The 12,667-nt window shown below is 51.4% G+C and carries 9 protein-coding genes, 6 pseudogenes and 1 riboswitch; of the genes and pseudogenes, 9 read left to right on the top strand and 6 right to left on the bottom strand.

The features are described 5' to 3' along the window. Positions 1–121 precede the first annotated feature (121 nt). The gene (locus AC19YQ_RS24270) at positions 122–373 is read right to left on the bottom strand and encodes a hypothetical protein (protein ID WP_500596116.1); all 252 of its coding nucleotides are present in this window, start codon (positions 371–373) and stop codon (positions 122–124) included. Positions 374–703: 330 nt separating this feature from the next. On the opposite strand from AC19YQ_RS24270, the gene AC19YQ_RS24265 reads away from it, so the two are divergent. The 5 genes and pseudogenes from AC19YQ_RS24265 to AC19YQ_RS24245 form a co-directional block, all read left to right on the top strand. Next, the gene (locus tag AC19YQ_RS24265) at positions 704–1,141 is read left to right on the top strand and encodes a TetR family transcriptional regulator C-terminal domain-containing protein (RefSeq protein ID WP_500596115.1); all 438 of its coding nucleotides are present in this window, start codon (positions 704–706) and stop codon (positions 1,139–1,141) included. Beyond that, positions 1,138–1,815 (top strand): glutathione S-transferase family protein, encoded by a 678-nt coding sequence (locus AC19YQ_RS24260; protein ID WP_500596114.1) that lies wholly within the window; start codon positions 1,138–1,140, stop codon positions 1,813–1,815. Before AC19YQ_RS24265 ends, AC19YQ_RS24260 begins: the two co-directional genes overlap by 4 nt. A 575-nt stretch (positions 1,816–2,390) precedes the next feature. Then, positions 2,391–2,855 carry a DUF3429 family protein gene (locus AC19YQ_RS24255; RefSeq protein WP_198823143.1) on the top strand — a complete coding sequence of 155 codons (465 nt, stop codon included), beginning with the start codon at positions 2,391–2,393 and terminating at the stop codon, positions 2,853–2,855. A gap of 313 nt (positions 2,856–3,168) precedes the next feature. Further along, positions 3,169–3,270: pseudogene (locus tag AC19YQ_RS24250) on the top strand (ArsB/NhaD family transporter); the annotation flags it as partial. Positions 3,271–3,286: 16 nt separating this feature from the next. Beyond that, a pseudogene (locus AC19YQ_RS24245) lies at positions 3,287–3,463 on the top strand (arsenate-mycothiol transferase ArsC); the annotation flags it as partial. On the opposite strand, the pseudogene AC19YQ_RS24240 reads toward AC19YQ_RS24245, so the two are convergent. Continuing rightward, positions 3,456–3,917 (bottom strand): annotated as a pseudogene (locus tag AC19YQ_RS24240) (potassium transporter TrkG); the annotation flags it as partial. The pseudogenes AC19YQ_RS24245 and AC19YQ_RS24240 overlap by 8 nt on opposite strands. 276 nt (positions 3,918–4,193) lie before the next feature. Between AC19YQ_RS24240 and AC19YQ_RS24235 the strand changes: the two are divergent. Then, positions 4,194–4,283: pseudogene (locus tag AC19YQ_RS24235) on the top strand (DNA mismatch repair protein MutT); the annotation flags it as partial. A gap of 393 nt (positions 4,284–4,676) precedes the next feature. On the opposite strand, the gene AC19YQ_RS24230 reads toward AC19YQ_RS24235, so the two are convergent. Further along, complete coding sequence (locus AC19YQ_RS24230; RefSeq protein ID WP_500596113.1) at positions 4,677–5,246, bottom strand: MepB family protein; 570 nt, start codon at positions 5,244–5,246, stop codon at positions 4,677–4,679. A 125-nt stretch (positions 5,247–5,371) separates the two neighbouring features. On the opposite strand from AC19YQ_RS24230, the pseudogene AC19YQ_RS24225 reads away from it, so the two are divergent. Beyond that, a pseudogene (locus AC19YQ_RS24225) lies at positions 5,372–5,592 on the top strand (DNA mismatch repair protein MutT); the annotation flags it as partial. Positions 5,593–5,704: 112 nt separating this feature from the next. Here AC19YQ_RS24225 and nhaA read toward each other — a convergent pair. Beyond that, positions 5,705–6,907 (bottom strand): Na+/H+ antiporter NhaA, encoded by a 1,203-nt coding sequence (gene nhaA, locus AC19YQ_RS24220; protein ID WP_500596112.1) that lies wholly within the window; start codon positions 6,905–6,907, stop codon positions 5,705–5,707. An 888-nt stretch (positions 6,908–7,795) separates the two neighbouring features. On the opposite strand from nhaA, the gene AC19YQ_RS24215 reads away from it, so the two are divergent. Both AC19YQ_RS24215 and AC19YQ_RS24210 read left to right on the top strand, forming a co-directional pair. Then, positions 7,796–10,528, top strand: coding sequence for a cation-transporting P-type ATPase (locus AC19YQ_RS24215; RefSeq protein ID WP_500596111.1), 2,733 nt, complete (start codon positions 7,796–7,798; stop codon positions 10,526–10,528). Between the two features lie 67 nt (positions 10,529–10,595). Next, a complete protein-coding gene (locus tag AC19YQ_RS24210; protein ID WP_500596110.1) occupies positions 10,596–11,030 on the top strand; it encodes a universal stress protein in 435 nt (144 codons plus the stop codon). Between the two features lie 217 nt (positions 11,031–11,247). On the opposite strand, the pseudogene ppa reads toward AC19YQ_RS24210, so the two are convergent. Both ppa and crcB read right to left on the bottom strand, forming a co-directional pair. Next, positions 11,248–11,778 (bottom strand): annotated as a pseudogene (gene ppa, locus AC19YQ_RS24205) (inorganic diphosphatase). Between the two features lie 165 nt (positions 11,779–11,943). Further along, positions 11,944–12,327 carry a fluoride efflux transporter CrcB gene (gene crcB, locus AC19YQ_RS24200; protein WP_095019786.1) on the bottom strand — a complete coding sequence of 128 codons (384 nt, stop codon included), beginning with the start codon at positions 12,325–12,327 and terminating at the stop codon, positions 11,944–11,946. A 137-nt stretch (positions 12,328–12,464) separates the two neighbouring features. Continuing rightward, positions 12,465–12,525, bottom strand: a riboswitch (Fluoride riboswitch). Positions 12,526–12,667 lie beyond the last annotated feature (142 nt).

The following is a 12,667-nucleotide window of genomic DNA, read 5'->3' as shown; positions in this document are numbered from 1 at the left end:
AGCACGAGGTCGGCAGCCTCGCGTTTGAATTCAGCGGAAAAGGTACGGCGTTGTTTGGTCATCTGACACCTCGATCTGGCGAGTATTCTCGCCTAAAAGGGTGTCCGGTTTCATTAGACCACTACAGAACCGTGTGCGCGCAGAAGGCAATGTCTCGGTCTGTCTCCATGACATTGGGCAGCCCCACACGGGCTTTGAACCACTGCCTGCGCTCGTCGATCAAACTTATAAGTGAAATGGGTACGCGGCACACAACCGATGCGGCATGCACAATTGCTTCAAACTCCGCTTCAGCAGCCGTATCGAGCACCTCAAGTGCCTCCAGCGCAAGCAGAGTCTGATCCTCGTTTTGCCGGTAGGGTGCTCCGCGCATAGAACAATCCTTCTGAAGGTTGTGTTTCGAATCAAGCTGTCCGTGCAGTGCTGCTTGATAAACATCGGCCCATCAGGTTTTTAGTTAGTTGGGGTTCTTGGGCTCGCGAGCGTTGGAGCTACGCAGGTGTGTGGGCTAGGGTGATATGGTAGGCGTTTACCTAAAGAACCTTATGATCTGGATCCAGGTAAGGATAAATGCCTTGGTTATTAATAGCACAATGGGGACGGCGTCATCATCGATATAGCGTGATAGTGCCGCCCCGCGTCTGAAGCCTTAATCCAGAGCTATTCTGAACGTCGCGCCCTCGTGCACTATCTAGAGCGCAGTGTGCGTGATCGAACTCGGCGCCTTGAAACTCTTCCAAACGCTGGAATGGCCATAACTGGATTCTTTGCAGAGGTGTTGAGTCGCACACTGAACGATCCTTTTCATCGTGGATGTCTGCTGGTGAATTCTGCCCTCGAGGCAAATGCAGAAGACACGGATTTGCAACAGGCCGTCGCAGAAGAATTCGAGGGCATTCGCAGTTTTTTTGAAGGCAGCCTGCAAACCTTCCGCATGCAATCTGTCGATTCTTTGGAGATTGATGTGAAGCTGGGGGCGCATCATTTGCTCAGTGTGTTGCTGGGCATTCGAGTTTTGGCACGGATTAATCTCGATGCTGCGTGTGTAACAGTCGCCATTAGTATTGCAATCAAAAGCCTTGATCTTCCTCCCTTGGCTTTAGCGATGTTCTCTGAAAACCACTGCACGGAATCAATATGATCAAGCTCTACTATCACCCGTCTCCTAACCCCGCCAAGGTTGCGCTTTTCTTGGAGGAGTCAGGCCTTGAGTACGAACTCATCCCTGTTGATACGCGCAAGGGTGAACAGCACGATCCGGCGTTTCTTAAGATCAATCCGAATGCCAAGACACCGGCTCTGGTTGATGGTGACAACGTGGTATTCGACAGCAACGCCATACTGCTCTATCTAGCCGAAAAGACAGGGATGTTCCTGCCTGCTGACAATCTCAAAGCGCGAGGTGAGATGTATTCCTGGCTCATGTTTGTCGCGACCGGTATCGGCCCTTACTCTGGACAGGCTGTTCACTTTAAGCACTTCGCACCCGAGCCAAAAGACTACGCCGTTACCCGCTACACCTTCGAAGCCTGGCGTCACTGGACGATTATCAACGAGCACCTGGCCAAACAGCCTTATATGCTCGGAAGTGAGTACACGCTGGTTGACATGGCCGTATGGGGTTGGGCGCGTGCGGTACCTTTCATCCTAGGTGATTACGCTTGGGTAAAACTTCCAAACGTAAAACGGTTCCTTGATGGCATCAATGCTCGACCGGCAGCACAGCGAACCGAAGAGCTGAAGACCCTGCACAGTTACAAGACCGAGATGGATGCTGACGCACGTAAGGAAATGTTCCCTCAGATTACTCAGTAGACGGGCCAGATCATGATCGACTGGCATTGCTGGATTCCTGCCTATGGGTACATGTTTAATTTACTTTTAGGCCTCCGGGCTTTCGCAAGTCATTGCTCCAGTGAGCATTGGTAAAAGTGGAGCAATTTGCTCGGTTCAAGACTGCGGGCCCCTAAAAGGGGCCCGTACCGTGCTGCCTTTACCTATTCACAGTGCTTTACCGAAATCCAGTATTTAGGGCGATGGTCTCCCCGTATTTTTAAGCGGACGCTATCACCCCTTCGCTAGGTTTTTCATGCGCCAACGAAGCTCTGATCTTAAATCGTTCAAAGCTCAGGTCGTCCAGGAGTGCCTGCAGCCAGAGCGACAATTTCCAGCGTAGCTAGGGTAAGCAACGCGAGGAAAGCTGATGCAGTTTAAAATTTGATCCCTGCCTCCGCTAAGCGCGAGTTTGTGCTGAACGTTTGCGTAACAGATAAACGAAGTTTGGAACAGCTCAGGGCTGCAGTCATATAGCCCACCTCGCCATCAATATCTCTCCCAAGCGAGGCTTTTGGGCCTACAGTCTTGAGTGTCGCTCACTGCAAGGAATACAAATGAACGTGTTGCCTTCAACCTCTCCGCCAAAGCACGTCAGCCTGCTGGGTTATGGAGGTCTGTTGCCGTTTATTTTTCTGGCGCTACTGATCCCGTTCTCTCTCGACTATCGGCCGTTGTTTGCGATTGCGCTTGTTAACTATGGCGCAGTCATCCTGAGTTTCGTCGGCGCCTTACACTGGGGCTTCGCTATGACCGTGCAAGATATGAGCGCCGAGCAGGGCAGAGACCGGTTCATCTGGAGTGTCATTCCTGCGCTTATTGCTTGGATTGCTACGTTACTGCCAATGTCATTGGGCTGCTTGCTGTTGGTCATCGGCTTAGTTGTCCACCTTCTGCAGGACAGGAAGCTGTTGCGGGTTATAAGCTTGCCCGGCTGGTACCTACCGATGCGATTACGGCTTACCCTCGTGGCTAGCGTCTGCTTGCTTCTTGCCGCGATGGTTGAGGCGCTTCATTTATGAAGCCTCGTGTGCCCGGCTCGTTGCCCGTGACTTCGCGACGTCTGACCTAGCCGTACGCCTGTGTGATGCCGGCTGGGAACTAGGTGCCGACCGCGACTTCTGGCACACACCACCTGTTGATGTACTGTTTCTGGATCGTAAGGTGGGAGGTTTGTACCTGTTGGCTCCGAAGCTGAAGGCACGGGTGGCAAAGTGTTTTAAAGCTACAGAGGATGAAATCTACATTCATGTTAGCGTGGAGGTGCAGACATCTGCTGCTGGGGGCAAGCGGAGCGCGCAGGCGTGATGGATGGTCGAGACACGAAGTGGGTCGTGCACTATCAGCTGGGGGTACTACTTCAAAATAGGGATAGTGCTGACCTTACCTATCCTCGTCGTCACCCTGTGCGCCCTGGCATTGCGCCTCAGTTTCTGAATCAAGGAATTATTTGATGAAAGTCTTGTTTATGTGCACCCACAACAGCTGCCGAAGCATTCTGTCTGAGGCGTTGTTCAACCACCTAGCACCTGAAGGCGTAGAAGCGGTTAGCTCGGGTAGCTTTCCCAGTGGTCGAGTGAATCAAAGAGCTTTGCAAACGCTGGAGGCGGTCGGTATCTCCACGGTAGGATCGCTACAGCCATGCCTATGAAGCCTATACCTCCGAGCCAATGTAGCATTGAGCGCCAGATCAATAATCCCGGTGAAGCGGTATCCAAACCAGTGAGTACCGTTGACCCTGTAGTTGTGATGCCCGACATTGTTTCAAAGAATGCATCGGTGTAACTGATGTCGCTGATAAACACCATTGGCAGCGATGCGAAGATGCACACCGCAACCCAACTGCCAGTAGTTAGCAGGTACATATCCCTGGGACGAAGCTGGGCGGTATCTGGGCGTCCCCGCGCGATCAACAGAAGGCCGCAGACAGATGTGATTAAGCTTGACCACAGGAATGCCGAAAGATCGCCACCGTCCTGCTCATAGACCATGAGTGTGATTATTGGGATAGCCATGCTTAAAGCTAGCGTGATCAGAAAAATTCCTAAAATGAAGCCGATAAATCTTAGTCCTGCGAGAGACATAAAAAGTAGCCTACTGAATTAGCGCAGTACAGTATCGGATGCTCCACCTTTATGGCTTGTAAATTTTTCGTAAAATCTTTTAATAAATCAGGGACGCAAGAAGCACCAGCTTTTAGCAGACTCTAGTGAGCCGTCATGCGCTCAAAAGACCCTTTCGCACCAAGTAGATCAAAAGTCGACTGAAAAAAATAAGCGACAGTTAGTTGGCACTTTTCTGAGCGTCTCTGCTTTGTAGTTCCCTACTGAGAAGGGTTTAGACCTGATTAGAGGTAACGACAGGTGCTTAAGCATTACGGTTACATCGAGGAGTATCGCTCCTATCGGAAGCCTCAATACGATCTGATGCACATGACATTGCATTTTTATCGTAAGCGGCTGGGGATGTCACCTTCCGAACTCCACCATTAAGGGCGATGGTGTCCGCGTATTTTTAAGCGGACGCGATCGCCCTTAATGTCAGGATCTCCATGCGCCAACGAAGCTCTTACCCGCCCAGGTTGTTCAGGAATGCCTGCAGCCGGGCGCAAACCTATCCAGCATCGCCATCTACACCAACGTGATCACGCAAGTGACTACCACTTTACCGAAATCATTAACCAGGGGCGTTGACAGCTTTCGTTCCGTTGGGAGCTACGCCCAAACGGCAGGCGGAAGCATTGGCGATCATCGAGCTGTTGCTTTGCGAGCAATCGATCAGTTGCTGCCCCATAGGTGGACGTCGAGCTTACCCAGAACGCTCATGAGTGACGGTTAAGGATCTTAAACTTCAAATAGCCGACGCACCTGCACGGAATCGGCGCTTCCGCTTTGTTCAAGAGAAAGGAAGTATCGTAATTGCCATTGTTGTGTCCTAACGGCCTCTTTGGCGACTGGTTTGACCCAGGGTGGATAAACGCGGATAGCGCGCTTACCGCCTTTACCGTTAATCGCCATGATGCCCTTTGATGCCAGTATCTTATGGTCGAAAACAAACTGTCCGCGATGAGTTGCATCGGACACACTCACTACAACAAAAGCTACGCCGTCATCGACATCGAGAGGTGCAATGGTGCTGCCTGACCTCGGGCGCTTCCATATTGTGACGAACTGTCCAATCTTCGTCGGCGTTGTTTTAGCCACGCGGAAGACAATGGTGTGTCCGTCTAGGCCAAAGCGGGAGGCACTATACTCGGGACTCTCAGCCTCGCGTAAAGCCAGATCCGTCAATTGCATTCCCGCCGGCTTGTACACATCTTGGATAGCAGCTACCAGTTCGTTTGGAATATGGCCGAGGGAAGGGTCTGCCACGCCTGAATATTTTGTGCCTAGTTCAGTTAAATCGGATTTCAACGGGAACAACTCCTAAGCGATTCATGACCACACGACCCATTCCAGGGCATATGTTACTCCCTTCGACATGCCGAATCCGACTACTACATCTCGTGAACCCAAGGTGGGGTAGCCAGCCGCTTACTTTTTATCTATGCGAAGTAGCGCCCCAGCTAGAGCCCGTCAGAATGGAAAGTAACGAAATCGCTAATGGAATGTGGCCTGCCTGGATCAATCTGCATCAGGCCATATCGCATAACGAAGCCGTGATGCAGCGTCGGGAGCCATCGATGGGGCAGTGAATTCAGCGTGAAACGTTCATGCTGAAAAAGTCGCGTCCGAGTTGATGCCGCCAATCAGCCGTTGAGACCATATATCGGCAGTTTTTGGTATGGAAAAGGGTAACCACACTTCGTCAGACTATGCGCCGGCCACAGAATTTCTAGCAGTGAGAAACTCTATGGCCGGCTCGCTTACGCTTATTTGGAAAGCGTGGCGGCGGCAATGGCAGGCACAGCGCTGCGGCGCAAAATCATGACACCACCTATTGCAGCCAAGGTGGAACCGATCAACACACCGACTTTTACCTCGTCAATCAGGTGAGCTGATCCAGCAAACGCTAGGTTTCCGATGAACAGGCTCATGGTGAAGCCGATGCCACACAGGAGCGCAACGCCGTAAAGCTGTGCCCAATTGCTGCCTTCCGGTAGTTTGGCCAAGCCCATACGAATGGCCAGAGCAGCCAATAGGAAGATACCAATCTGCTTGCCCACCAACAAGCCGAGCGCAACGCCCAGCGGAACTGGATCAACCAGGTTCTCCATGGAAATACCGGCCAGTGAAACACCCGCATTGGCGAAGCCGAAAATCGGCACCACAGCGAACGCTACCCACATATGCAGCTTTTCCTCTAGGAACAGCAGTGGAGACCGAACTTCCTCTTCAGGCTTGCCCATAGGGACGCACAGTGCAACGGCAACACCCGCAAGGGTGGCATGCACTCCCGACTGCAGCACGAAGAACCACAGCACGCTACCGACCAGCAAATATGGGAGTAATCGTCTGACGCCCAATCGATTCATTGCGATCAGAATGACCAGGGTTGCAAGCGATGCCAGCAACATCGGCATGGAAAGACCAGTGGTATAGAAAAAGGCGATGATGACTACAGCACCTAGGTCGTCAATGATCGCTAGGGCGGCAAGGAAAACCTTCAGCGAAGTAGGGACTCGCTTGCCCAGGAGCGATAGGACGCCCAAAGCGAATGCGATGTCGGTAGCGGCAGGGATGGCCCATCCCTTCAAGGTCTCAGAGTTACCCCAGTTGATGGCGATATAGATCAGCGCAGGCACAACCATGCCGCCTAAAGCACCAAATCCAGGCAAGGCGCGCTGGCTCCAGGTGGAAAGTCCCCCAGCAAGCACTTCTCTTTTAATCTCGAGGCCGACCATGAGGAAGAAGATGGCCATCAGGCCGTCATTGACCCAATGTTCCACAGACATCCCTAGCCATATGCTGTGCAGCGCTGCGAAGTAGCCTTGGGACAGAGGCGAGTTAGCTACAATCAAGGCTGCCAGTGCTGCGCCCATCAGTACTATACCGCCGGCTGACTCCGACGATAGGTAACGAGCTAAAATCGCGGTGGCTCTAGGGAGGGCGGCTGCAGGTTGATGTTTAGTCATCAAAATCCTTAGGGTCACTTATAAAGCAATATATTAACATCTGACTCACTCCAGTGCGTGGTATTAAATAACCTGAAACAGTTGAGTTAAAGGCAAGGTTGCTTGTTGGCTGTCTTTGTATTTAGCCTGAAATTGGTGCTTTGGGTAGTACTGTTGTAATAATTGCGCCGGTCATTTGCTAAATAATAAAAATAATTTTTATGTCTCGAGTGATCTATTGATTATGTAGTGTGATTTGCTAGTTGCGCATGAAGAGTCGCTGTTTGTGAAGTCTGTGTTTTGAACGTGACTCGTAACTGGTTGCAGTTTAGTATATTAACATCGCTGTTTAGAGTGGCTTGGTTTTGCTCGTCCGCTTTACGATTGTGTGTGGTATTGATTTTAGTGTGGGCGTGAATGCCGGCTTGTAAGGTTTGTCATAAAAGCTGGGTGAGGTGCAGTCCGATATTTACACTCAGTAATCTAAGTGTTTGTACGGTTGGGCGATGATTTTAGGTTTGATCAGTGTGAGGTCTAAAGGGGGTGTATAAGTTTTCAGGGGAGGGCATGTTGTACGCTGGTTTTATTATTTTAATAATAGGTTGTTTGTGTTTTTTATTCTGCCTGCCTGCCTGCCTGCCTGCCTGCCGATCGATATGATTACTGCTATTGGCTGTAAGGAGGTTGGTATCCAGATTGCTCAGCAAAATATCTTGTCACACTACAGGTCACCAATAACATGATTTGGGTCAATAATCATCTGACTGTTGGTTGTGTGAGTTTTTGACTTGGTGTCAGCTAGTATGCTGAGAGGCTTTCAAAGCGATAACCGACTTTTTAGCATTTCGATTTATTCACGACCACTCAAGCTCGATTCAGTTGAGCTGCGTACACAGAAGGTACTCATTGATGAAGCCGGTGGTCTACGCAGCAACTGAGCAAACACCAACCCTCACAAACTCTGCGGCTTGGCATGCCTTGCCTGCAGAGCAGGTAATGAACCTCCTTCAGGTTAATGAGCATGTCGGGCTAGAGTCCGCCGAGGTTCAAACTCGGCTTGACCGAACTGGTTTTAATCGCCTGCCAGAAGTAGCACGGCGACCTGCGTGGCTGCGATTTTTGCTGCAATTTCACAACATTCTGATTTATGTGCTTCTAGGTTCTGCAGCGATTACCGCGATGCTTCAACATCTGTGGGATACGGTGGTGATTCTTGCGGTAGTTATTGCAAACGCGATCATTGGCTACGTCCAGGAAGGTAAAGCGGAAAAGGCCATGGAAGCTATCCGGCAGATGCTGGCACCGCACGCCGCCGTGATTCGCGCAGGCCAACGCTTGAGCGTTGTAGGTGAGGAGCTAGTACCGGGCGACATCGTATTGCTGGAAGCCGGAGACAAAGTACCTGCTGATCTACGTCTGCTGCACGTGAACAGACTACAAATTCAAGAAGCAATTCTCACAGGTGAATCCGTACCAGCAGAAAAGCATACCGAACCAGTGGGCCTTAAAGCCGCTCTGGGTGATCGTACCTGCATGGCGTTCAGCGGTACGCTCGTGACATGCGGACAAGCTACAGGGGTTGTAGTTGCTACCGCAGCTGCAGCTGAGATCGGACGCATCAGTACGCTACTTGCTAGAGTAGAAACGCTGACAACTCCGCTGGTGCAGCAAATGAACGTCTTTGCACGTTGGCTGACGATCTTGATCTTGCTAGTCGGTGGCCTTCTGCTCATGTTCGGCCATTATGTCGCGCACTACGAGTTCACAGAGATTTTCATGATCGTAGTCGGGATGTCAGTAGCGGCGATACCTGAAGGATTGCCCGCCGTCCTTACCATCACGTTGGCTGTCGGAGTTCGCGCAATGGCTCGCCGCAACGCTATCGTGCGTCGCCTGCCTGCCATCGAAACACTAGGCTCGGTATCCGTCATCTGCACTGACAAAACTGGAACACTGACCCGCAACGAAATGATGGTCGCATCGGTCGTCACGAACGATCTTCTCTTCACAGTCGATGGCGCAGGTTATCAGCCAGCGGGAGGCTTCAGGATTGCCGATCAGCTGATCGAGATATCGTCTCACCCTGCGCTCTCAGAATTGGGGCGAGCAGCAGGTCTCTGCAACGATGCCGTGCTGCGCCAGAATAAAGACTTATGGACGGTTGAAGGCGATCCGATGGAGGGAGCCTTGCTAGCGTTTTCCGGAAAAACCGGAATAGATAGCGATGAAGATCATCGTACCTGGCCACGAAGCGATGCCATTCCGTTTGACGCGAAACACCGTTTTATGGCGACCCTCCATCACAACCATAATCGCCATGCTTCTATCTATGTAAAAGGTGCACCAGAGCAAATACTGGCCATGAGCACGCGGCAGTTCGTAACCGATGGCGTGACTGAGCCCCTTAACGCGGACTACTGGTACGAACAGGCAAACACCATCGCCGCAAAAGGGCAGCGTGTATTGGCGTTTGCAGCTAGGTCAGTTCAGCCAGAGCACACTGTGTTGGAGTTTGGGGACGTGCAAGGGAAGTTAACCTTGTTGGGCATGGTCGGGCTAATTGATCCGCCTAGACCCGAGACGATAAAGGCAGTTCAACAATGCCAGGCAGCGGGCATTGTTGTAAAAATGATCACTGGCGATCATGGCGGCACCGCCGCCGCAATCGGTCGTCAGATTGGCTTGCATAATCCCGACAAGGTGCTGACTGGTGTAGACCTGGACTCCATGAACGATGCCGCCCTCAAGGAGGCGGTAAAGGAAGTCAATATCTTTGCTCGTACCAGCCCTGAACATAAACTCAGGTTAGTCATGCTGCTGCAGTCGAATGGCATGACAGTGGCAATGACGGGCGATGGCGTTAATGACGCACCAGCGCTAAAGCGTGCCGATGCTGGCATCGCTATGGGGGGAAAAGGTAGTGACGCCGCCAAGGAAGCTGCCGACTTGGTGCTGGCTGATGACAACTTCGCGTCCATCGTTGCTGCAGTGCGCGAGGGGCGTACAGTCTACGACAATATTAAGAAAGTCCTGAGCTGGACGCTTCCCACAAGCGCAGGTGAAGCCATGACCATCATCGTGGCCCTGCTCCTCGGCCTTACACTGCCGGTGACGCCGATACAGATTCTGTGGATTAATCTTATAACCGCAGTAACGCTCGGCATAGCGTTGGCATTCGAGCCCACCGAAGATAACACCATGCGCAGACCGCCTCGTTCGCGCAAAGAGCCATTGATAAGCGGTGCTTTAGTCTGGCATATGGTGCTTGTTTCTATTCTGTTCCTCTGCGGCGTATACGGTGTTTTTTCTTATGCGCTCGACAGAGGCTACTCAGTGGAGTTGGCCCGAACCATCGCGGTCAACACTTTAGTTGTGATGGAAATATTCCATCTGTTCTTCATTCGTAATCTATACAGCACATCACTTACTTGGAAGGGCATTCGTGGCACCAAGATCGTATGGATAACTGTAGGAGTGGTAACCATCGCTCAGTTCGCCATCACCTACGCGGCACCGCTGCAAAAGGTGTTTGCCACAGAAGCGATCCCCTTTCTTGATGGTCTAATAATCATCGGGGTTGGTGTTGCGCTCTTTGCGATCATCGAGATTGAAAAACAGATTCGAATCCGCTTGTCCGAGTAGAACTGATTGCAAGCTGGCAATCCCCTAACGACAAGCATCTTCATGCCACTGAAAGAGGATATAGAAAATGCATAAAATACTTGTAGCTGTCGATGGTTCCGAGCACTCGGAGCGCGCAGTACGTTACCTTGTTGGGCTAATCCAAGATGGCGGATTACTGGGCGGTAGTGTTGAGGTGCATCTGGTGAATGTACAGCCACTGCTACCAACTCGAATTGCACACGACATGAGAGCGGATGAGATTGATCGTTACTACGGTGATAAAAGTGCTGAGAACTCACAAAAAGCTGGGGTGCTTCTGAAGCAGGAAGGGGTTGCATTTACACTTCATACCTTACAAGGCGATGCAGCAAGCCAAATCGTGGCGTGCTCACGCTCCTTAGGATGTAACAACATAATCCTAGGCTCACATGGCAACGGCTTTCTTGCAGGGATCTTTCTGGGCTCTGTCGCGGCAAAGGTGATTCAGCTTTCAGATATACCAATCACCTTAGTCAAATAGGAGATCGTCAAATGCATGATAGCGCGACCCTATAAGTGGGTTATCAAAGGCCGATATTCTGGAATGACTTTGATTGAGTTGAGTCATGCGCAGCATAAGCCATCCACTTATCTATGCGTGTGGTTCCCTCGACATTTGATGTCCCGAGCGACTGAGAGGCAAATCACTTGCCCCTCAGTTCTGACTCCCGGCTGATGCTTTCAATCTGGAGTGAAACCTACTTGGGAATATACGCAGCTACCGATTTTCGAATCTCTTCCCGCGCCTCGTCCGCGCTCCCCCAGCGGCCCATCTTCACCCACTTACCCGGCTCCAATGCTTTGTAGTTTTCAAAGAAATGCTGGATCTGTGCGAGGAGTAGCGCAGGGAGGTCTGAGCACTCCTTTACGTCGCTGTACATCGAGCTGAGTTTTTCATGAGGCACAGCGATCACCTTGGCATCCGCTCCGGCTTCGTCAGTCATGTACATCACACCCACCGGGCGACTGGGGATGACAACTCCAGGTGAGACGGGATAAGGTCAAACCACCAGGACGTCCAGAGGATCTCCGTCATCGCTCAACGTATTTGGAATGAACCCGTAGTTGGCCGGATAGAACATCGGTGTGCTTAGGAAGCGGTCAACGAAGATCTGTCCGCTCTGCTTGTCGACCTCGTACTTGATCGGCGAGTGGTTTGCAGGGATCTCAATAACTGTGAAGAAGTCATCGGGGATCGCGTTACCAGCAGGAATGTCCGCGTAGCTCATGTTCTTACCTCCGATGTTGTAGAAGTGGTTGCGTCGGACGGATCTATCCCAAGTGGGCTCATTTCTTTTGGCAAATCGACGATCCATTCACCTAACATCTTTCCCTGATAGCGACAGTTTTGTTGAGTAAAGAAAACGACCATAAAGCCTTTCATGTCTATCCCCTCAGCGAGTACCAATCACTTGGTATGAAAGAAGCCCGGCAGTGGTCATCGTCAACGAACCAACCACGTGCAACGAAATTGAGCCAAGCGCCCAGAGCAGTTTTCCTTCCTGAATCAAGGTGACTGTTTCGGCTGAAAATGTAGAAAAAGTGGTAAGACCACCACAAAATCCGGTGATGATCAGGAGGCGCCATTCAGGGCTGAGCGAAGGCGATGCAGCCAAGAAGGCGATGGTCAGCCCTATGAGATAACCCCCGACCATGTTCGCGACTACAGTCCCGGGAGGAATCGTAGGAAATAGAGCGTTCAGCTTTATACCCAAAAGCCAGCGTAACCAAGCACCAACTGAGGCGCCGATGGCAATGACGATCAATGATTTCAGCATGGCGAGCACTCCTTACCAAACCTGGAGGGCCAAGCATGCAGAGGGACAGCGCTGTAAGATGGGCGAAGCACGAATAGTAAGATCATATCCTGTCCTAAATTAGGGACAGGGAGGCACACCTACGCACCCTGTCCAGGGTTCACGTAGGCATCATCAGCACAAGGCGGTTAAAGGAGGAATGCCATCTCCTGATAAGATCCTATAGCATCCGCGCTGGATTAGCCCCTACAAAACCGGACACCAACTCCCCGTTAAATTGATGCCACTGCCAAGCGCCTGAACTCCCTCGGTGAGCGATAGTTCAAAGCGCTGTGCGGATGCTGCTCGTTGTAATGCTCAA

It is taken from the genome of Pseudomonas sp. MF06569 (assembly GCF_059862735.1).
Note: the sequence above shows the minus strand (reverse complement) of the source record. Positions and strands in the feature narration are given on the sequence as shown.